Here is a 20300-nt window from a genome sequence, read left to right as displayed (position 1 = left end):
CATGATTGTCTCGATCGACTATCTCTACTGGCTGGCAGGCTTCGTCCTGCTGATTACGGCGCTGATGACGTTCGCGGACAAGACGCATCCGCGCCGCCTGTCCACGGGGCTGTTCTGGCTGCTGTACGCGATCATCTTCCTGGTCGGCGACAAGATTCCTCCGGCGATCGTCGGCGTGGGCGCGGTGCTGATGGCGCTGATCGCCGGGTTTGGCGGCGTGGGCCATGGCAAGCATGGCACCTTGTCCGAGGAAGAGCGCCGCGACAGCGCAAAGCGCCTTGGCAACAAGCTGTTCATCCCTGCGTTGCTGATCCCGCTGGTCACCGTGATTGGTACAGTGCTGTTCAAGGACGTGAAGATCGCCGGACTGGCGCTGCTGGACCCGAAGAACGTCACGTTCGTCTCGCTCGGTATTGGCTGCCTGATCTCGCTGGCCGTGGTCTGCTGGCTCACGCGTGACACCGTGGCGCAGGGCGTGCGCGAATCACGCCGCCTGACCGAATCGCTGGGCTGGGCACTGGTGCTGCCGCAGATGCTGGCGATGCTGGGCCTGGTGTTTGCCGATGCAGGCGTGGGCAAGGCCGTGGCGCACCTGACCACCGCGTACATCAACATGGACTACAAGCTTGTAGCCGTGGCGGTGTATTGCGTGGGCATGGCGCTGTTCACGGTCATCATGGGTAACGGCTTCGCCGCGTTCCCGGTCATGACCGGCGGCGTGGGCGTGCCTATCCTGGTAGGCATGTTCAACGCGAATCCGGCTGTGATGGCAGCCATCGGCATGTTCTCGGGCTACTGCGGCACGCTGATGACGCCAATGGCCGCGAACTTCAACATTGTGCCGGCCGCACTGCTGGAGCTGGAAGACAAGAACGCCGTGATCCGCGCGCAGGTCCCCACCGCGCTGTGCATCCTGGTGGCCAACATCATCCTGTTGTACTTCCTGATGTAACCGGAGGCATCCGTCATGACTACCCGTACTGTCCTGCTGACCGGCTTCGAGCCGTTCGAGAGCGAACCGGTGAATCCGTCCTGGGAGGCGGTACGGGCGCTCGACGGCCAGCGCGTGGGCGACGCCGTGATCGTCGCCCGGCAGTTGCCCTGCGTGTTCGGCGATGCCATCGACGCGATGGCGGCGCTGGTGGAGTCACTACGGCCCGATGTGGTGATCGCCGTGGGGCAGGCAGGCGGCCGCACCGAGATGTCGATCGAGCGCGTGGCGATCAACGTCGACGATGCACGCATCGCCGACAACGCGGGCGCGCAGCCGATCGACATGGCCATCGCCGAAGACGGCCCGGTGGCCTATTTCTCGACGCTGCCGATCAAGGCCATCGTGCGCGACCTGCGCGCGGCCGGCGTGCCCGCAATGGTCTCGCAAACCGCAGGCACCTTTGTCTGCAATCACGTGTTCTATGGACTGATGCACGCGCTGGCGCAGCGTGGTGCTGCTGGCGTGCGCGGCGGGTTCATCCATATCCCCTACCTGCCGGAACAGGCCGCGCGGCATCCGGGCGCACCAAGCCTGGCACTCGACACGCTGATCACGGGCCTGCGTGTGGCGGTGGCCACTGCGCTATCGACCGACGCGGATATTCGCGAGCAGGGCGGGCAGCTTCATTAGGCCGGCGGCCGCTTCGTCTCCTGATGCCCCTCTGTGGCAGCAGCCACTGCGCGCTCCGTGGCGCGGCGTCGTGCGCGGCGTACCAGTCGCCGGCGTGCGCCGACCTGCTCGAAGCGCCAGACGATGTAGCAGAACGCCAGGAACGGCCACACCCAGCCAAGCCATTGTGCAAGGCTGTTGAAATGAACGAAGCGGCCCATGCGCCAGCCCTGTTCGGAGATCCACGCGTAGGGGTTCGACGGCAGGACGTTGGTCAGCACAATCAGCGCTGCCAGCGCGAGGGTGGCCAGGATGGCGCGCAGCCAGCGTGGCAGGCGCAACAGCAGCACCAATACCAGCGAACTTGTCAGCAGTGCGAAGCGGCCGCCTTCGGACAGCCAGTTGAAGGCGTTGTCGTCGGGAAACTGCAGTTCGGCCACTGCAGCCTTGATGATCAGCGCGGCGGTCAGCAGGCCCGCCAGGATGCGCAGCATCGGCGCGGTACGGCGCATGGCGATCGAGGCAAACAGCCCGGTGCCGATCCAGCTCGACGCCGTCACCAGCGTCTCCAGCATCAACTGGCTCTGCATGTCGTCGGGACGCAGCCCGATGTCGTCCTGCAACGCCACCACGGCCGGGAAGTAGGTCTGCAGCAGCGCCATTGGCCACGAATCCGGGTCCGTCAGCCATTCACGCACGATGCCACCCATGCCGAACAGGTGTTCCTGCGGGAAGATCTGCGCGAACGGCCACAGCAGGATCAGGATGATCGCGAAGCTCGCGTGCGGTTCGAACCACGCGACACGCAGCCGCGTCAGCGTGCCGCGGTCGACCAGCGCGCTCGTGAACGGCGCCACCACGGCGGCGCCCAGCAGTGAGCCCAATGCATTGGTGATCAGGTCGATATTCGACGAGATGCGCGTGGGCAGCCAGGTCTGCAGCGCCTCCATCGTGCCGGACAGCAGCGCGCCGGCCACCAGTGCGATCAGCGTCGCGCGCGCGCCCGAGACGCGTGGATGCAGCGACAGCACAACGAGCCCGCCAAACGGGCAATAGCCAAGCACGTTGGTCAGCAGGTCGAACTCGGTGATGTAGCGGGGCTTGGGCGCTGTCAGGAACGCAAACGGCGAGATGCCGTTGTCGACCCAGCCAGAGAACGGATAGAGGCTCGCGTACACCACGAGCAACGTGAAGCAGAGCAGGCCCACGCGCGCCACCGGCGAGTGACGCGGCAGCAGCCCGTCGTCGATCTCGGGCGTGTGCGGGTCCTGTTGCGGATCAGGAGAGAGCAGGGGCGTTGCCTGTGCCATGAATACGGTAAGACAGCGGACTGCCTGATTGGTACTTTACGCTCATTGGCGGACCTGGTTCGGGGGCTGGCTGGTATCGAGCGGTAGCGTCGCGGCCCAGTCCAGGATTGCCGCAATCACGGCATCGGCACTGGCCGACAATGCTTTCACGCCGCCCGCGCCATCAGCGCTTGGTGCCGGCTGCTCTGCGACGAACGTTTTTTGCCCGATCATGCCTTTCTGATAGACGGTGGCGCGTGCGCGCACTACGCCACGGCTGCTGGTTGCAGAGTCAAAGACCTGTTCAAAGGCCAGCAGTTCCACCTTCAGCGCAGGCACGGACGCATCGCCGGTCCACGTCAGCGGACCGCGCCCGGCCACGGCTTCGCGCAGGCGATCGTCAAACAGATGCTGCGGGGAGTCGATCCAGCGTTGCGTGGCGTAGGCCTGCAGTCGCTGCGCCTGCGTGTATTGCAGCCGGTAGTAGATGCCGCGGCCGTCCATCCAGACCGGCCCGTCAGTCTGCGTGATGCGCAGCTTCGGTAATTTCGCGGGCGGTTGCGACGGCGCCGCGGCCAGCGGGCCAAAGTCATAGGTGGTGGTGGACGGCGGCGGCGACAGCAGGCTGCAGCCAGACAGTGCGATCAGCAGGCCCAGCGCGGTGAGCCGAAGAACGGGGGCAATGGACATGGCGCGTTTCCGACGATGGATGGATGCTTTGGATCAGGGAGCCTGAAAGCCCGGTTCGCCGGGGCCGGGCGCTGGCGACGGGCCGCCGAACAGCACGCTGCTCGGCCGGTCGTTGAACTGGCCTGCGGCGCGGTCGATGCTGCGCGCCGTCTGGCGGGCATCGCGTGCCAGACCGTTGATCTGCGGCAGCGTTTCCTGGTTCACGATGGCAGTGGTGGCTTGCACCGAATCGGCGGCCACCTGCATGTCCTGTCCCACCCGGTTGACCGTGCGCATGACCGTGCCGTTCGGGCTGCCAAGCTCATCGGTCAGCCGCTTCGTCGACGCCAGCGCCGCGTTCAGGCCGTCGACGGCCTTCGGCAGCTTCTCGGCCGCCGGCTGCAACGTTGCCTTCAGTTGCGAGTAATCGTCGGCAGTCTTGTGCACGGCACGGATGGCCGCCATCAGTTCGTCGCGGTTGGTGGTCTGGAACATGCTGTTGAGCGATGCCATCAGCGTTTCGGTCTGGGTCAGCAGCGAATCGCCGCGTTTTTCAAGTTCCTCGAAGAAGCCCGGGCGCATCACGATGCGCGCAGGGTCGCGCGTCGATGTGTGCAGCGGCGGCGAACTGGTGCCGTCGCCGTCCTCGCGTGCGGAATCGTCAAGCTGCACGTAGGCGATGCCGGTCACGCCCTGGAAGCCCAGCGTGGCATACGTGGTGCGTGTGATCGGGGTGTCATGGTTGACGTTGATCCGCACGATGATCTGGCCCGGCACCTGCGGATCGAACTTGATCGATATGACCTTGCCAACGTCGAGGCCACGGTACTTCACGTCGGCCTGCGGCCCGAGGCCGTTTACGGTCGACCGCGTAATCAGGTCGTACGGCACGCGAATCGCGTGATCGCTGCTGAACCAGAACAGCGCGAACAGCACCAGGATGGCCAGGCCGATGGTGAACACGCCGGCAAGAAAGGCGTTTGACTTGTTTTCCATCAGGCTTCTCCGGGATGCGCGTGCGCACTGCCGGCCCCACTCGGTGCCGGCAGCGCCTGCAGCGCGCGCTGGGCGCGATCGCCCAGGAAATACTCGCGAATAAACGGGTGATCGATCTTGATCACCTCGGGGATCGGCGCGGCGGCCAGCACCTTGTGGTCTGCCAGCACGGCCACGCGATCGGACAGTGCCACGAGCGAGTCCAGGTCGTGCGTGATCATGACAACGGTCAGGCCGAGCTCGCGGCGCAGTTCGCGGATCAGCGCCACGTAGTCATCCGAGGCCATCGGGTCGAGGCCGGCCGTTGGCTCGTCCAGGAACACGAGTTCCGGTTCCAGCGCCAGCGCGCGGGCCAGCGCCACGCGCTTGATCATGCCGCCGGACAGGTCGGCCGGCATCTTGTCCGCATCCTTGGCCGACAGCCCTACCAGCTGCAGCTTGAGCAGCGACGCCTGGCAGATCAGGTTGTCCGGCAGCGAGCGCATTTCGCGCAGCGGCAGCGCGATGTTGTCGATCACCGACAACGCCGAGAACAGCGCGCCACGCTGGAACTGCAGGCCCCAGCGGTTGCGCAGCGCCTGCAGTTGGGCCGACGTCAGATCCGCGGGGTTTTCGCCAAAGATCCGTATCGTGCCCGATGTCGGCCGCTCCAGGCCAACGATCTGCCGCAGCAGCACCGTCTTGCCCGCGCCGGACCCGCCGACGATCGACAGCACCTCGCCGCGGTAGACATCCAGGCACAGGTCGTCGTGCACGACGTTGTCGCCAAAGCGCTTGACGAGGTTGCGGACCTCGATGATCGCCTCGCGCGGGGTATCGCGTCCAATGTTTGCGCTCATAATCCGACATCCTTGAACAGGATCGCGAACAAGGCATCGGCGATGATGACCACGGTGATCGATGTCACCACGGAGGCAGTCGTGCCCTGGCCCAGGCTCTGCGTATTGGGCTTGATGCGCAGGCCGAAGTGGCAGGCCGTCAGCGCGATCAGCACGCCGAACACCACGCCCTTGCCCAGGCCCAGCCACAGGTTGGCCACGGGCACCGCATCAGGCAGCTCGCGCAGGAAGAACGTGTAGCTGATGTCAAGCTGCATCCGTGCGGCGACCATGCCGCCCGCCAGTGCCAGCAGGTCGGTCCAGGCCACCAGCAGCGGCATGGCGATGGCAAGCGCAATCACGCGTGGCATGATCAGCCGGAAGCCGTGCGAAATGCCCATCACGGTCATGGCGTCGAGTTCCTCGGTCACACGCATCACGCCTATCTGCGCGGTGATGGCCGAGCCCGAGCGGCCCGCGATAAGGATCGCGGCCAGCACCGGGCCCAGTTCGCGGATCACCGCCATGCCAAGAATATTGACGATGAACGTGCTGGCGCCAAATATCCGCAACTGGTTGGCCGACAGGTATGACAGCACGATGCCGATCAGGAAGCCCACCAGCGCCGTGATGCCGAGTGCCTTGTAGCCGACGCTGTAGATATTGGCGGAGATCTCGCGCCACGGGCCGCGTTGTGGCGCGCGCAGGAATCGCATCAGATCGAACGTCAACTGTCCGAGCATCGTGATGCCGATGGCAAGCTGCGCAAAGAACGAAAGCAGGCTCGCGCCGATGATCGTGACCGGGTTGAAGCGCTCGACCATGCGCTTGTGCCAGCCCTCGGTGCGCAAGCCCGCAATGCGGTCGAATACGCGCCGCTGGCCGTCGTTGATCGAAACGTTGTCCGGCATGTGGCCGTTCCAGGCCTGCCAGATCAGTTGCGCGCCGATGTGATCGAGGCGCGTGACACCCTCCAGCGACCACTGCGCGTGGCGTGGCGCTTCGGACAGTTCGTGCAGCTGGGCACGCAGCCCGCGCGCCTCATGGCATCCGGCGAGCGCGAGCGCGGTCCATTCCCCCTGCAGCAGCACGCGGAAGGCTTCGTCCTGACGAGAGATCGCGATGACGGGCGTCGGCTGGCGTTCCAAATGAAGTCGATGCGATGTGATGGGTGAGTCTCGATTCTATGCTACCGGCCGGGGCATGGCGATCCGGCGCCATCCGACACGGCCACGGCTACAATCTCGCCAGACCGCGCAACGCCGGGTTGATCCCGGAATTCTTTGTATTCGACATGCCTGCATCCCCCGATCGTTCCCCATCCGTCCCCGTCTGGCGCATCGATACCGATGCCCTGCATCGTGCGCTCGCTATTGGGGACGCGCACGCATGGACCGTCGAAGTGGTCGAGGAAACAGGCTCGACCAACGCCGACCTGACCCAGTCCTGCCGCACCGCGCCCTGGTCCGACGATGGCTGCCATGTGCGGGTGGCGTATCGCCAGACCGCTGGCCGTGGCCGGCAAGGCCGCCCGTGGCAAGGGCAGGCCGGGTTGACGTTCTCGGTGGCCATGCCGCTGGCGTTGCCGCTGTCGCGTCTGAGCGGGCTGAGCCTTGCGGTGGGGCTGGCGCTGGCCGAGGCGCTGGAGGATGTCGATCACGCACTTGGTGCACGCGTTGGCCTGAAGTGGCCTAACGATCTCCAGATCGACGGCCGCAAGCTTGCTGGCATCCTGATCGAATCGGTACCGGCCGGGCCACAGCGTGTCTGGGCGGTGATCGGCATCGGCCTGAACCTGGTGCGCGATGCGCAGATGGAGGCCGCGCTGGGACGCGATCTGGCCGGCGTGGCCGAAGCGATGACGACGTTCGATGCGCAGCAGGACCCGACGCGCATCCTGGCCGCGATCGCAAACCGGCTGGCGCGCATGCGCAACGATTTCCTGGCGCACGGCTTCGCCCCGATGGCTGCGCGCTGGTCCGCCCGCGACGCGTTTCGCGATGAGCCGGTACGGCTGCTGCACGACGGCACCGTGCTGGCCGAGGGCCTGGCGCGCGGCGTGGATGGCGATGGCCACCTGCTGCTGGAAACGCCGGAAGGGCTGCAGCGCATTGCCAGTGGCGAAGTCTCGCTGCGCGGAGCGCAGGCATGAGCATCCTGCTGATCGATATCGGCAATACGCGCCTCAAATGGGCATGGTGCGACAGTTCAGCCGGCAGTGCGGCTGACGGTGCGGCTGACAGCGCCGTGGGCAACGGAGCGTTGCCTACGCCATGGCAGCACGCTGGCGCGGCTGCCCATGCGACGCCGGCGGAGCGTGCGTCGCTGGTTGGCACCTGGCAGCAGCTTGCCGCCGGTTCGATACCGGCCGTCTGGATCGCCAATGTGGCCGGGCCGACCATCGCAGCGGACGTCGAAACCTTGCTGGTGGAAGCCTTTGGCACCGCGGTGGCGCCGAATTGGGTACGCACCGCGGCGGCACACGGCGACCTCGTTAATGGCTATCACGAGCCCACGCAGCTTGGCGTGGACCGCTGGGTCGGCAGCATCGGCGCGCACCGCTGGCTGCCCGGTCAGACGTTGCTGATCGTGACGGCGGGTACGGCCACCACGCTCGACATCGTCACGGCCACCGCAGACGGCGCGCGCTTCGAAGGCGGGCTGATCCTGCCGGGCCTGTCGCTGATGCTCGGCACGCTGGCGCGCAACACCGCGCAACTGCCCGAACTCGATGTGCTGGACACCGGCGCGGGAGCTGCGCGTGCCGTCAGAGCGTTGGGCGCAGACAACACTCGCGATGCCATTGCTGCCGGCTGTCTGGCCGCCCAGGCCGGCGCAATCGAGCGCTCATGGCGCGCGCTCGGGGAACGCGGCCCGGTGCGCTGCCTGCTGTCGGGCGGCGCGCGACACGCCGTGGCCGGCGCACTCGCGATGCCGTTCGAGATGCACGATAATCTCGTCCTGCTTGGGTTGCATGCGATGGCGCAGCGGGCCTGATGCGCCATGACGCACCATGACGCGCCTTGATGCGCCATGATTCGCCTCTAGCAATTCCCATCTGATTTCTGCCGCCCCCATCCATGCCCCGCAAAGGTCTGAACGTCCTGCTGCTGATCCTGCTGATCGCCAACCTGTGGCTTGCTGCCGCCGTGGCGGGTAAATTCGGCCCTGAGCCAATGGGCGGCTGGCTGGAAAGTCCGCGTGAGCCGCAGCGGGTGGGGCAGCAGGTGCGCGTGGAACGGATGCAGATCCAGCGGCCGCAGGCCACGGAAGCGGCGATTCCCGCTACCTTGCCCCCGAGCGTGCCGCGCAGCGAAAAGCCGGGCGGTATTACGCAGGCCGTCGCAAAGGCGCCTGCCGATGTGGCCATCGCCAATAGCTGCATGGAAATGGGCGGCTTCCCGGCGCAAAACATCCAGCGCGCAATCGAGGACCTGAAGGCGATCGCAGCCGGTGCGCCGCTGCCCGTGGAGCAGTTCGAACGCGCCGAGCAGGTGCGCTGGTGGGTGCATCTGCCCGCCCAGCCGTCACGCGAGAATGCCGATCGCAAGCTGGCGGAGCTGCGTCGACGCAAGGTTACCGACGTATCGGTGGTGACCGGTGAGAATCCCGAGTCGTACACGGTGTCGCTGGGCCTGTTCCGCGACCGCGAGCGTGCCGACAAATTCCTGGAAGTGCTGCGCGGGCAGGGCGTGCGCACCGCGCTGATCAGCGATGCACCGCGTGCTGTGTCACGCCAGTGGCTGCGCGTGGCACATGCCGACGACGCCGTGCGTGCGCGGATGGATGAGGTGCGGCTGCGTTATGGCGGCGATGTGCTGCAGGACTGCAAGCCGGTCACGCAGGCTCGCGGTGAGCCTTCCGCAACGCGCGCCGAGGGATAGATCCGCGCGGTCGGTGATTGAGAGGGCCGGCGTGTCAGCCGCCGCGCACCTTCGTCAGCAGCTTGGTGGTCGAGCGGTCATGCATGAACTGGATCGCATAGGCCTGCCCGCCCCAGCTACGCACCAGCCGCGTTTCCTCGAGCGTGTCGATGTCATAGTCGCCGCCCTTCACATAGATGTCCGGCCGGATCAGCCGGATCAGTTCCACCGGCGTCTTCTCGCGGAACATCGCCACCAGGTCCACGGACGCCAGCGCGGCCAGCAGCGCCATGCGGTCGGCCTCGTGATTGAGCGGGCGATCGTCACCCTTGCCGAGCATCTTCACTGACGCATCGCTGTTCACGCCGACCGCCAGGCTGGCGCCCATCGCGCGTGCCTGCGCCAGGTACGTGGCGTGGCCGCGATGGAGGATGTCGAACACACCGTTGGTGAAGACCAGCGGGCGCGGCAGCTTTGCAACGGCGGCCAGCAGGGCGGCCACATTGTCGGCGGGAGCCAGCTTGGATTCGAAGGCGGGTGTGTTCATGAGTCGGGGGAAAGAAAAACCCCATCGTATCCGATGGGGTTTCAGGGTATTCAGACGTCCGGCGGGCGGGAACGCTCAGGCCTGGGCCGGCTGGGCGCCACCGGCCTGCAGCCCGGCGTTCAGTTCCTTGCGGTAGCGGTTCAGGTCCTGCACGGTGTCGAACGTGCGCTCGAACAGCAGCGACATGTTGTGCAGGATCCGCTCGATCACCTTCTTTTCCCAGACCTCGTCGAAGCGGATCTGCTCGTCGAGCCAGTGCTCGAGCCAGTCCGGATCGGGCAGGCGGGACTGCACGGTGTCGTTCGGGAACAATGCCTTGTTCACGTGCAGGTTGGTCGGGTGCAGCGGCTTTTCCGTGCGGCGGGCCGAGGCCATCAGCACGCCGATCTTGGCGAACGCGGCGCGCGCGGTGTCGCCGAACTGGCCAAGGTACTTTTTCATGTAGCGCAGGTAGGCGCCGCCATGGCGCGCTTCGTCCTGCGACAGCGTGCGGTAGATATGCTTGATCACCGGTTCCGAGTGCCATTCGGCCGCACGGCGATACCAGTGGTTCAGGCGGATCTCGCCGCAGAAATGCAGCATCAGCGTTTCCAGCGGCGGGGCCGGGTCGAACTCGAAGCGCACGGCGTGCAGTTCTTCCTCGGTCGGCACCAGGTCCGGGCGGAAACGGCGCAGGTACTCCATCAGCACCAGCGAGTGCTTCTGTTCCTCGAAGAACCAGATGCTCATGAACGCCGAAAAGTCGGAGTCGTGGCGGTTGTCGCGCAGGAACATCTCCGTGGCGGGCAGGGCCGACCATTCGGTGATGGCATTCATGCGGATGGTCTTCGCCTGGTCGTCAGTGAGCAGGCTGGCGTCGAAGGTATCCCAGGGGATGTCCTTGTCCATATGCCAGCGGACCGCCTCCAACGATTTGAACAGTTCGGGGTAGAGCATGCTAAGCCTTTGAAATTACGGGCGGATTCTACCAGACAGGAATCATTCTCGAATCATTTCTCTACTCCGTTTTAGCCCGGATGGCGGCGATTGCAACCAGGCTCTCGCCCGTCTGCGCGAAAAGTGGCGCTATTCCGACACTTCTGTCATTTCTTTCGGGGTCGGCGTTGTTTCTGGCACCACGCCGTACAGGAATGCGGCGATCTCGTCGGCCTGGTCGGCCGCGTCATGTTCGCCCAGCGCCAGCAGCGCCTGCGTGAACTCGGGTTCGAACAGCAGATAGCTGGCGAACGCCGCGCCGCGTGCCTCGGTGCCGCCCAGTGGCGCCAGCAGCGCGCGCACCGTGCGTGGCAGGCGGCCCAGGTGCTCGGCGGCAATGGCCTCGATCGGTTCGCTCGGGGAAATGGTCATGACCTGCACCGGGCGCCAGCCTTCGGCGTCGTTGGCCATTTCGGGCATCCGTGAGAGCAGCCGGTTGATGTGCATGAGCCGCTCGATGTCGGCCTGCAGGCCATCCAGGAAGATGCTTGCAAGCGCCTGGCCGCCGACCTGCGCCAGCGACGGATAACCGCCCGACGGCACCGTGTCGAACCAGCCGGGCCGCTGGCGTGACGCAGCGCCGATCGCCAGGATGCGCGACGCGCCCAGGTGAATCGCGGGCGACAGCGGTGACATCTGGCGCATCGTTCCGTCGCCGAACCATTCGTGATGGCCCTCGAGTTCCAGCGGCATCGCCGGGAACAGGAATGGGATCGAGGCCGATGCCAGCAGATGATCCACGCCGATGGTTGCTTCCACGGCGATGCGCTGGCTGCGCTGCCACGCATGGATGCGCCGGTGAGACTGGTAGAACGTGACGTGGCGGCCCGTGCTGTATGACAGCGCGGTTACGGCAAAGGCCTGCAGCACGCCCGCGTCCAGGCTGGCCTGGACATGCTCGGCTTCGAACAGCTCGGACAGGAAGCTACCGAGCGGCGCGTTGTCGAACAGCGCACGCGGCGCATTGCGTGTGACCCAGCCGAACGCAAGCGAAGTCAGCCAGCGTGCGCCCGATACACCCACGCGCAGCACGTCGGTGCGGTAGACGTCATCGGCATGCAGGCTGTGCCAGAGCGCGGCCAGCCTGTCGGTGGCCGCGCGGAAGTCGGCGGCGCCGGCCGCCAGCCCCGCGCCATTGATCGCACCTGCGGAAGTCCCGGCGATGATGCCGAATGGCAGCGGGCAATGCGCCAGCCCATGGCGGGCGGCGATCTTCGCAATGCCCGACAGCACACCCGCCTGGTATGCGGCACGAGCGCCGCCGCCCATCATCACCAGTGCCGTGCTCTGGCGATGGTGGGCGCGGGTCGTGGCATCAGCGGTGTGTGCCGAAAGCGCGGTCACTCGAAGGTGTCCTCAGGCGTGCCCGGCGTGGGCGGCGCGTCAGGGTCGGCGGGCTTGGCGCGCTTGGCGGATTTGCCTCCCGCCGCGGTCTTCCCTGCCGGGGCCTTCCTGACGGCGGGCTTCCTGGCTGCGGGCTTTGTGGCAGCGGGCTTGGCGGCGGGCTTTGTGGCAGCTTTTTTCGCCGCAGGCCTGGCCTTGCCGTTGCCATTGGCAGCGCCGGCCGCTGCCTTGTCAGGCTTCGGCGCTGGTTCCGGGGCTGGCTCCGTGGCGTTCCCCGGTGCCGGTTGGGCGCCAAAGTTGCCAAGGTTGCTGAACGGCGCAACGCTGGCCGCCGCCGCGGCGCTGCTGGCGATCTGGCTGAATTGCTGCTGCAGAAGATCCCACCACAGTGATGCGTTGGGCGGCACTGGCGCGGGGCCGGCGGAAGCTGCGGAAGCAGAAGCTTCGGCCTCGGCGCTTGCCCCGGCTTCCGGGGGCGCCTCGATGCCCTCGTCGTCCGGTTCGTCATTTTCCCGGTCGGCTTGCGCTTCGGAGACGGTCTGGCCGGTACCGTAATGGTGAGGCGGCGTGGCGCTCGGCGCGTTGGCCGCACGCGCAACGTTCTCCATGGCGTTCTGCATGGCCTCGGGGGACAGTGCGTTGCCAAAGGTTTGCAGCGCCACCAGCGTGGCGCGCTGCACTTCAAGCCCCTGGATGGTGGTGCGCAGCAGGTTCGTGTTGAGCTGCAGCCAGCTTTCCACCGCCTTGAGGTCGTGAATCCGCTTGTCGATGTCGTCTAGGTTCATCGGCGGCGCCATCGAGCCCAGGCCGGGCATCAGGCCGCTGGGCATGCCGCTGCCGCTGGCCCAGAGCTTGCGGAGGAACTCGAAGCCGTTGGTGAAATCGGGTAACTGTCCGAACATGGTCGCGCAACTCCGTCTCTGACATGGCCGCCCTTGACGCAGGTGCAGGGCCGGCCGGTTACTGGAATTCGGGCGGCCGCTTCTGACGCAGGCTCGCCATACCTTCGTGCACGTCGGGGCCGGCAAAGCCCATGAATTCGAGCGCCAGCGAGGTATCGAACGCGGGGCCTGCCATGCGCAGCCAGTTGTTGAGCGCGTACTTGGTCCAGCGGATGGCGGTCTGTGACCCGGCTGCGAGCCGGTTGGCCACCTCGAACGCCTTCGCGACCAGTTCGTCTTCCTCCACTGCCAGCGACACCAGGCCGATCCGTTCGGCTTCCTCGCCGCTGACCGACTCGCACAGCATCAGATAGTACTTGGCCTTGGCCATTCCGCACAGCAGCGGCCAAACGATCGCCGCATGATCGCCCGCGGCCACACCCAGGCGGGTATGGCCGTCCACGATGCGCGCCGTCTTCGCCGCAATCGAGATGTCGGCCAGCAGCCCGGCCACCAGCCCGGCGCCAACGGCCGGCCCGTGCATCGCCGAGACGATCGGCTTGTCGCAGTTGATGACGTTGTAGACGAGGTCGCGTGCCTCATGCCAGACGCGCGTGCGGGTCTCGAAATCGTTGGCCATGTCCTCGACCAGCGCCAGGTCGCCGCCGGCCGAGAAGCCCTTGCCCTCGCCTCTGATGATGGCCACGCGGATGTCGGGGTCTGCCGAGATATCGCGCCAGATCTCGGCCAGTTCGCGGTGCATGCCGGCGTCCGCGGTGGCCAGTTTCTGGTTGGCCGATTGCGCTGCGCCCATGATCACTTCCAGCACGGGGCCGTGGCGGCGCAGGGTCAGCGCGCGGTAGCGCGCCAGGCGGGGAGACAGGGTGTTGGCGTCGGAGGTAGTCATTTGGGGCGGCTCATCGAAGGAAATTCGGGCCGCCGGGCGGGGCAACTGGCTGCCAGTCGCCAATGCCAATGCCAATGGAGGGCGAGGAGCGCGAGGGTGAAGCATGCGATGCCTCTGACCCGTTGAATTCCCCGACCGGTCGGTCGGGGAATTATAGGCGCAAGATCGTGCGCCGCGCCAAGGCGGCGACCTTCGAGGTGCCAGTCCGGAGGCGCCAGTCCGCCGCTGGACCCTACCGCGCGGCCACCACCTGGTCGATGGCGCCGAAGATCGACTTGCCGTCGCCATCGAACATCTCGATGCGGACAGCGTCGCCGTACTTCATGAATTCGGTCTCGGGCTTGCCGCCGTCGATCGTCTCCAGCATGCGTTTTTCGGCGATGCAGCAGTACCCCTTGCTGCGGTCCACGTTCGAGATCGTGCCCGAGCCGACGATGCTGCCCGCGCGCACGTTGCGCGTCTTGCAGATATGGGCGATCAGCTGGCCGAAATCGAACACCATGTCGGTGCCGCAGTCGGGCGAGCCCACCTTCTTGCTGTTCCAGTGCACGATCATCGGCCGGTGGACGCGGCGCTCGCGCCAGGCATCGCCGAGTTCGTTCGGCGTGACGGCCACCGGCGAGAACGCCGTGGCGGGCTTGCTCTGGAAGAAGCCGAATCCCTTGCCGAGTTCGCCCGGGATCAGGTTGCGCAGCGACACGTCGTTGGCCAGCAAGACCAGGCGGATGGCCTCGCCGGCCTGGTCGGGCGAGGCACCCATGCGCACGTCGCCGGTGATCACCGCCACCTCGGCTTCGAAGTCGATGCCGAACGCCTCGCTGGCGCAGACGATGTCGTCCTGCGGGCCGATGAAGTCGTCCGAGCCGCCCTGGTACATCAGCGGGTCGGTCCAGAACTCGGGCGGCATCTCGGCGCCGCGCGCCTTGCGCACGAGTTCCACGTGATTCACGTAGGCCGAACCGTCCGCCCACTGGTAGGCGCGCGGCAGCGGCGCCATGCAGTCCTTCGGCTGGAACGGGAACGGATGGCGGGCGCGGCCGGCGTTCAGCGCGTCGTACAGGTCTTCGAGCTGCGGCGCGTAGAAATGCCAGTCGTCGAGCACGGTCTGCAGCTTGCCGGCGATATCGGTGGCGAAGTGCGCAGTCTTCAGGTCGCGCGAGACGACGACGAGCTGGCCGTCGCGCGAACCATCCTTCAGGGTGGCGAGTTTCATGCGGAGTCGAACATAGGGCGATTCGGATGGGCGGTAGTCTACCGGAGCGGCGCGGGCGCACTATAGAATGGCCGGCAGTACTCTCACCCCTAGCCACGAACGCATGACGGTTGCCACAGACGACGATTCCCGGGACGACATTGCCGACGACACGAAACGCGCGGGCATCCAGTCCATCGAGGTCGGATTCCGGCTGTTGCAGGCGCTGGCCGCATCGCCGCGCGCGATGATGCTGCGCGACCTGGCGGCCGCCGCCGACATGAACCCGGCCAAGGCGCACCGCTACCTGGTCAGCTTCCAGCGCCTTGGCGCCGTGACGCAGGATGCCGTCAGCCAGCGCTACGACCTCGGGCCGTTCGCGCTGCAGCTCGGCCTGGCGGGCCTGAACCGGCTCGATCCGGTGCGCAAGGCCCGGCCGATCCTGTCGCAACTGCGCGACGAGATCGACCAGACCGCCGGCATCGCCGTGTGGGGCAATCACGGGCCGACCATCGTGCATTGGGAAGAATCGAGCCATCCGGTCAGCGTGAGCCTGCGGCTTGGCGATGTCATGCCGATGCTCAACTCGGCCACGGGCAGGCTCTATGGCGCGTACCTGTCGCGCCGCCAGACGCTGCCGCTGATCGAGCGGGAACTGGCGTCGCGCGGCGACGTCCCATTGCCTGACATGCCTGCTTCGCTCGAGGAATACGACGCGATCTGCGCCGACGTGCGCGAGCACGGCGCGGCGCGCACGCGCGGCGGGGTGTTGCCGGGTATCAACGCGATCTCCACGCCTGTGTTCGATGCGAACGGGCACCTGGCGATGGCGCTGATCGTGCTCGGCGCGCAGAGCGTATTCGATGCAGAATGGGGCGGCGCGGTGGATCGCCGCGTGCGCGATATTGCCCGACAGATCTCTTCGGAACTCGGTTACCTTGACGGCAACCAACGGGCCGGACACGCCGGCCAATCCTCCTAGTCCGCCGCCAGGCAGCAAGCTGGCCAGGCGGTGGTGGCGGCGGCGCTGGCGCTGGATCGCCGTCATTCTGCTGGTGGCGATCTTTCACGCGCTGCTGCTGCGGGGTCTCGTGCGGGCACCGCTGCCGAGCCTGCCCGGCATAGCACCGCCGACGCCTACGATCAGCGCCATCCTGCTTCCGCCGCCCAAGCCTCCGGCGCCACCGGCTCCACCGGCTCCACCGGCGCCGGTACGGAAACCCACCCCGCGACCGCAGCCCAAGCCTGAGCCCCCGGCACCCGCGCCCCCGGAATCGGCGCCTGCACTTGCCACAACGGAGAGTGGCAGCACCACGGCCGTGGCAGGCGCGGGCGGGGCAGGCACGGCCGCTACGCCGGCCCCACCCGCACCGCCAGCCGAGCCGCCAGGCCCGCCCGCGCCGAGTTACTCGGCGCCGCCATCGGTGGTGATGCACTACGCCAGTTTCGTCAACGGCGTACAGAACCCCGACGGCCGGATTACCTGGGAGCAGGATGGCCAACACTATCGGCTGGCCGTGGAGACACGCGTGCTCTGGTTCCGCTTTGCGTTTCAGAGCACGGGCGACATGAGCAACCGCGGGCTGAGCCCGACGCGATACGAGGAAGCCCGGCGCAGCAAGGTGGAAGTCGCGCGTTTCGACCGCGCAGCCGGCACGGTGGTGTTTGAAACGCGCGGTGGACAGGTGCCGATGCCGCCGGACTTCCAGGACCGCTTCAGCGTGTTCCTGCAAATTGTGGGTTGGGCGCGTGGCGACCCCAAGCGTTACACCACGCCCGGCGCGACGGAGTCCTTCAACGTCGCGGATACTCGGGAAGTGGAGCCGATGCAGGTGCAGTACGTCGGCGATGAGGACGTGGACATCGGCACGGGCATGGTGCGCACGAAGCACTTTGTGCGGCTGCCGCGCCACCAGAACGACAAGCGCCGCGTGGAAATCTGGCTGGCGGCGTCACTGAACTGGATGCCGGCGCGTCTGCGCCAGACAGAGCCGGATGGCACTCAGATCGATCTCGTCTATCGTAGTAGTGATAAACATTGACGAATGCGCCTTGGGAGTCGACGGGTGGCGCCATGACCGTACGGAGACATGACATATGTCTGACACTTCCGCATCGACTGCATCCCAAACGCTCCGGGTCCAGGCTGGCGACGTGCACCTGCAGGTGCACGTCGACGGCAACGATGGTCCGTGGGTGATCCTGGCGCATGCGCTCGGTGCGAATCTGACATTGTGGGACGACACCGCGCGGCATCTTGCCGCACGTTATCGCGTGTTGCGCTTCGACCTGCGCGGACACGGCGGCAGCGATGCGCCGGTAGGGGCCTACACGATGGCGCGGCTGGCCGATGACGTGGTGGCGCTGATGGACGCGCTGGAAATCGGTCAGGCCCACTTCTGTGGGGTGTCTGTGGGCGGCATGGTCGCCCAGACGCTGGGCGTGCGGTATCCGGAAAGGCTGTTGTCACTGACGCTGGTGGACACCAATCACCACACGCCGCTGGACGCCCATGCCATGTGGGCTACCCGGATCGGGCAGGTGGAAGCTCATGGCATGGGCGGAACGGTAGCGTCTACACTGGAGCGGTGGCTGACTGCGCCGTTCCGTGAAAGGCATGCCGATGTGGTCGGGAAAATCCGGGAAATGCTATTGACCACGCCGGTGCAAGGCTACGTTGGCGTGGTGCAGGCGATCGAGGCCTTCGACCTGCAAGATGCGATCTCGCGCATCCACTGTCCGGCGCTGGTTGTGGTCGGGGACAAGGATGAAGGGTCGCCGGTGTCGATGGCCCAATCCATTGCGCAAAAGATTCACGGTGCGAAGCTTGAGGTGTTGCCTGACGCTGCGCATCTGTCGTTCATCGAGCAACCGGAACGCTTCCTTGCGATCTTTGATGCGTTCCTTGGCCACGCGGCGTGTGGCGGTCAGTGTGATATTCCGTAACGCCATAGGAAAGATCGCAACACAGTAATGCTCGGCGCTCAAGAAACTTGCGAGCGGCGCCGATGCCCAATGATAAGAGGGCAGCAACGGCACGCAAGGTTCGTCCGGCAGTACAACTTGAATTACGGACGACTACCCTCAACTTGGAGAGGAAATCGCGTCAGTCCCACAGGCCTTGCGCCGGAAAAACGCAGCAATGCGCGGGTCTGCCGCCAACTATGCCAGGAGGTAGTGCGATGCAAATGATCTACAACAGCGACAATTACTGCATTGTCGAGTTTGGAGCAGATGTCGAGCATGCGACCCTTGCCTCGGGCGGTTACGAGATCGTCGACAAGAACCTGAAACGCGAGATTTTCCTCGGCGGCCATTTGGCCGAGACCTTCCGCGCCGACGTGACGCGTCTGATCGAGAGCGAACCCTCGGTGGAAGAAGTCGATGAGTTTCTCGGCAAATTCGATACGGTGATGAACAACCCGCTGGTCATGCATTGAACCTGCGGCGCGCAAGATCACCTGGACACGGAAACGCCCGCTGACGCGGGCGTTTCTGTTTTTTCAGAAACTTCGAATTCAGTATTGTTCCCATGGCAGCCCTTCGTGGCGCCAGCCATTGATCGTGTTCCGGTGCCGCTGTGCGTCGAGATCCCCTTCGAAGCCGTGCTGTATGTAGTAGACGGTGGTGAAGCCCGCGCCCTCCAGCGCACGCGCTGCCGCGGACGACCGGTTGCCGCTGCGGCAGATCAGCACCACCGGACGCGCCGAGACATGGCCGGCCAGCTTCTTCACTGCCTGCACGAAGTGCGGATTGACCTCCCAGTCGGGGCCGTCGTTCCAGGGGACGTTGTGCGCACCGCGCGGATGGCCGACAAAGAGGTATTCCATCTCGCTGCGGCAGTCGATGAACAGCGCGTCGGGCTCGCCGTCGAGCAGCGTGTGGGCGTCATTGGGGCTCAGGTGTTGCATGGGAGTTGGATTCGTGGCGAATACGTCTCTCAGTGTAGGCGCGGCGCTGCCCGCTGACAACCGGACCACCACCCGGACCACCACCCGGACCGGCACCCGGGCGGACATGCCCTTGCTGCCCGCAATGCCTTGATCTACCTGATAAAATCGCGTTCTCCCATTTGCCAGAATTTGCGCGGCCGCTGCCGCCGCAATAAAGATCGAGCCCCACCATGAGCGCCGTCCAGTTCGCCCCACGCCCCTACACCCGGGCCGCCAGCCTGCCAAAGCTGCTGCGCGACCGCATCCTGATTCTTGACGGCGCGATGGGCACGATGATCCAGCGCTACAAGCTCACGGAGGCCGACTATCGCGGCACCCGCTTCGCGGACCATCGCATCGACGTGAAGGGCAACAATGAACTGCTGCTGCTGACGCGCCCGCAGGTCATCTCCGAGATCCACGAGCAGTACCTGGCCGCCGGCGCCGATCTGATCGAAACGAACACGTTCGGCGCGACGCGCGTGGCGCAGGAAGACTACAAGATGGCCGACCTTGCGTACGAGATGAACGTCGAGGCCGCCCGCCTGGCGCGCGCCGCGTGCGACAAGTACAGCACGCCCGACAAGCCGCGCTTCGTGGCCGGCGCGTTCGGCCCGACGCCGAAGACCGCCAGCATCAGCCCGGACGTCAATGACCCGGGCGCGCGCAACGTCACGTTCGAGGAACTGCGCGAGTCCTACTACGAGCAGGGACGCGGCCTGCTGGAGGGCGGCGCCGATGTGTTCCTGGTCGAAACGATCTTCGACACGCTCAACGCCAAGGCCGCGCTGTTCGCGATCGAACAGCTGTTTGAAGACACCGGCGAGCGCGTGCCCGTGATGATCTCGGGCACCGTGACCGACGCTTCGGGCCGAATCCTGTCGGGCCAGACCGTGGAAGCGTTCTGGAACAGCCTGCGTCACGCCAGGCCCATCACGTTCGGCCTGAACTGCGCGCTTGGCGCGACGCTGATGCGCCCGTACGTGGCCGAACTGGCCAAGGTGTGCGATGCCGCCGTGTCCTGCTACCCGAATGCGGGCCTGCCGAATCCGATGAGCGACACGGGCTTCGACGAGACGCCCGAGGTCACGTCCGCACTGGTGGAGGAATTCGCGGCGTCGGGGCTGGTGAACCTGGTGGGCGGATGCTGCGGCACCACGCCAGACCATATCGCCGCCATTGCGAAGCGCGTGGCCGGCAAGACGCCGCGCACGTGGCCGGGCCAGTATCGCGAAGACGCTGCGCAAGCCGCCGCCTGAAATCATCGTACGCAACAGAACAGAA

22 protein-coding genes are annotated in these 20300 nt (G+C 66.1%); 10 read left to right on the top strand and 12 right to left on the bottom strand.

The annotated features are described in order from the left end of the window. Nucleotide 1: 1 nt before the first annotated feature. Nucleotides 2-952, top strand: coding sequence for a DUF979 domain-containing protein (locus tag B552_RS0117400; RefSeq protein WP_019450327.1), 951 nt, complete (start codon nucleotides 2-4; stop codon nucleotides 950-952). Nucleotides 953-967: 15 nt separating this feature from the next. Further along, entirely contained in the window at nucleotides 968-1624 is a 657-nt protein-coding gene (gene pcp / locus B552_RS0117395; RefSeq protein ID WP_019450326.1) for a pyroglutamyl-peptidase I, read from the top strand. Here the strand turns inward: pcp and B552_RS0117390 are convergent. The 5 genes from B552_RS0117390 to B552_RS0117370 are packed head-to-tail and all read right to left on the bottom strand — an operon-like array spanning nucleotide 1621 to nucleotide 6499. Then, nucleotides 1621-2913 (bottom strand): VanZ family protein, encoded by a 1293-nt coding sequence (locus B552_RS0117390; RefSeq protein WP_019450325.1) that lies wholly within the window; start codon nucleotides 2911-2913, stop codon nucleotides 1621-1623. The genes pcp and B552_RS0117390 overlap by 4 nt on opposite strands. A gap of 42 nt (nucleotides 2914-2955) precedes the next feature. Continuing rightward, the gene (locus B552_RS0117385) at nucleotides 2956-3582 is read right to left on the bottom strand and encodes an ABC-type transport auxiliary lipoprotein family protein (protein WP_019450324.1); all 627 of its coding nucleotides are present in this window, start codon (nucleotides 3580-3582) and stop codon (nucleotides 2956-2958) included. Between the two features lie 33 nt (nucleotides 3583-3615). Further along, complete coding sequence (locus B552_RS0117380) at nucleotides 3616-4557, bottom strand: MlaD family protein (protein WP_019450323.1); 942 nt, start codon at nucleotides 4555-4557, stop codon at nucleotides 3616-3618. Further along, complete coding sequence (locus B552_RS0117375; RefSeq protein WP_019450322.1) at nucleotides 4557-5396, bottom strand: ABC transporter ATP-binding protein; 840 nt, start codon at nucleotides 5394-5396, stop codon at nucleotides 4557-4559. The genes B552_RS0117380 and B552_RS0117375 overlap by 1 nt, the downstream gene beginning before the upstream one ends. Further along, nucleotides 5393-6499, bottom strand: coding sequence for an ABC transporter permease (locus B552_RS0117370; RefSeq protein WP_051003583.1), 1107 nt, complete (start codon nucleotides 6497-6499; stop codon nucleotides 5393-5395). The genes B552_RS0117375 and B552_RS0117370 overlap by 4 nt, the downstream gene beginning before the upstream one ends. Nucleotides 6500-6669: 170 nt before the next feature. On the opposite strand from B552_RS0117370, the gene B552_RS0117365 reads away from it, so the two are divergent. The 3 genes from B552_RS0117365 (at nucleotide 6670) to B552_RS0117355 (ending at nucleotide 9259) form a co-directional block, all read left to right on the top strand. Further along, nucleotides 6670-7527 (top strand): biotin--[acetyl-CoA-carboxylase] ligase, encoded by an 858-nt coding sequence (locus B552_RS0117365; RefSeq protein ID WP_026035769.1) that lies wholly within the window; start codon nucleotides 6670-6672, stop codon nucleotides 7525-7527. Further along, nucleotides 7524-8372 carry a type III pantothenate kinase gene (locus B552_RS0117360; RefSeq protein WP_019450319.1) on the top strand — a complete coding sequence of 283 codons (849 nt, stop codon included), beginning with the start codon at nucleotides 7524-7526 and terminating at the stop codon, nucleotides 8370-8372. The genes B552_RS0117365 and B552_RS0117360 overlap by 4 nt, the downstream gene beginning before the upstream one ends. An 83-nt stretch (nucleotides 8373-8455) precedes the next feature. Next, nucleotides 8456-9259: an SPOR domain-containing protein gene (locus tag B552_RS0117355; RefSeq protein WP_019450318.1), complete on the top strand. Its 804-nt coding sequence runs from the start codon at nucleotides 8456-8458 to the stop codon at nucleotides 9257-9259. Nucleotides 9260-9293: 34 nt separating this feature from the next. Here the strand turns inward: B552_RS0117355 and rfaE2 are convergent, their stop codons facing one another. The 6 genes from rfaE2 to B552_RS0117325 all read right to left on the bottom strand — a co-directional run bounded on the left by rfaE2 (nucleotide 9294) and on the right by B552_RS0117325 (nucleotide 15105). Next, complete coding sequence (gene rfaE2 / locus B552_RS0117350; RefSeq protein ID WP_019450317.1) at nucleotides 9294-9785, bottom strand: D-glycero-beta-D-manno-heptose 1-phosphate adenylyltransferase; 492 nt, start codon at nucleotides 9783-9785, stop codon at nucleotides 9294-9296. Between the two features lie 75 nt (nucleotides 9786-9860). Continuing rightward, entirely contained in the window at nucleotides 9861-10721 is an 861-nt protein-coding gene (locus B552_RS0117345; protein ID WP_019450316.1) for a ferritin, read from the bottom strand. Nucleotides 10722-10850: 129 nt separating this feature from the next. Continuing rightward, nucleotides 10851-12032: a patatin-like phospholipase family protein gene (locus tag B552_RS0117340; RefSeq protein WP_193352201.1), complete on the bottom strand. Its 1182-nt coding sequence runs from the start codon at nucleotides 12030-12032 to the stop codon at nucleotides 10851-10853. A gap of 68 nt (nucleotides 12033-12100) precedes the next feature. Continuing rightward, nucleotides 12101-13006 carry a PhaM family polyhydroxyalkanoate granule multifunctional regulatory protein gene (locus B552_RS0117335; protein ID WP_019450314.1) on the bottom strand — a complete coding sequence of 302 codons (906 nt, stop codon included), beginning with the start codon at nucleotides 13004-13006 and terminating at the stop codon, nucleotides 12101-12103. A gap of 58 nt (nucleotides 13007-13064) precedes the next feature. Beyond that, complete coding sequence (locus B552_RS0117330; protein WP_019450313.1) at nucleotides 13065-13892, bottom strand: enoyl-CoA hydratase/isomerase family protein; 828 nt, start codon at nucleotides 13890-13892, stop codon at nucleotides 13065-13067. A 232-nt stretch (nucleotides 13893-14124) separates the two neighbouring features. Next, complete coding sequence (locus tag B552_RS0117325) at nucleotides 14125-15105, bottom strand: fumarylacetoacetate hydrolase family protein (RefSeq protein WP_019450312.1); 981 nt, start codon at nucleotides 15103-15105, stop codon at nucleotides 14125-14127. A gap of 103 nt (nucleotides 15106-15208) precedes the next feature. Between B552_RS0117325 and B552_RS0117320 the strand changes: the two genes are divergently transcribed. From B552_RS0117320 to B552_RS0117305, 4 genes are all read left to right on the top strand, one after another. Further along, the gene (locus B552_RS0117320; RefSeq protein ID WP_019450311.1) at nucleotides 15209-16066 is read left to right on the top strand and encodes an IclR family transcriptional regulator; all 858 of its coding nucleotides are present in this window, start codon (nucleotides 15209-15211) and stop codon (nucleotides 16064-16066) included. After that, on the top strand, nucleotides 16023-17126 hold the full coding sequence (locus B552_RS0117315; protein WP_237718237.1) for a DUF3108 domain-containing protein: 1104 nt from the start codon (nucleotides 16023-16025) through the stop codon (nucleotides 17124-17126). Before B552_RS0117320 ends, B552_RS0117315 begins: the two co-directional genes overlap by 44 nt. Before the next feature lie 55 nt (nucleotides 17127-17181). Continuing rightward, nucleotides 17182-18030, top strand: a complete 849-nt coding sequence (pcaD, locus tag B552_RS0117310; protein WP_019450309.1) for a 3-oxoadipate enol-lactonase — start codon at nucleotides 17182-17184, stop codon at nucleotides 18028-18030. 236 nt (nucleotides 18031-18266) lie between these two features. Further along, nucleotides 18267-18524: a DUF3567 domain-containing protein gene (locus tag B552_RS0117305; protein ID WP_019450308.1), complete on the top strand. Its 258-nt coding sequence runs from the start codon at nucleotides 18267-18269 to the stop codon at nucleotides 18522-18524. A 78-nt stretch (nucleotides 18525-18602) separates the two neighbouring features. Here the strand turns inward: B552_RS0117305 and B552_RS0117300 are convergent, their stop codons facing one another. Continuing rightward, nucleotides 18603-18995 (bottom strand): rhodanese-like domain-containing protein, encoded by a 393-nt coding sequence (locus B552_RS0117300; protein ID WP_019450307.1) that lies wholly within the window; start codon nucleotides 18993-18995, stop codon nucleotides 18603-18605. A gap of 212 nt (nucleotides 18996-19207) precedes the next feature. Here B552_RS0117300 and B552_RS0117295 point away from each other — a divergent pair, with 212 nt between their 5' ends. Further along, the gene (locus B552_RS0117295) at nucleotides 19208-20275 is read left to right on the top strand and encodes a homocysteine S-methyltransferase family protein (RefSeq protein WP_019450306.1); all 1068 of its coding nucleotides are present in this window, start codon (nucleotides 19208-19210) and stop codon (nucleotides 20273-20275) included. Nucleotides 20276-20300: the final 25 nt, after the last annotated feature.

Origin of the sequence: Cupriavidus sp. BIS7, assembly GCF_000292345.1 — a bacterium.
In the GTDB taxonomy this organism is placed as follows: Bacteria; Pseudomonadota; Gammaproteobacteria; order Burkholderiales; family Burkholderiaceae; genus Cupriavidus.
The sequence above is the reverse complement of the archived record's forward strand: the minus strand, read 5'-3'. Positions and strand labels throughout refer to the sequence as shown.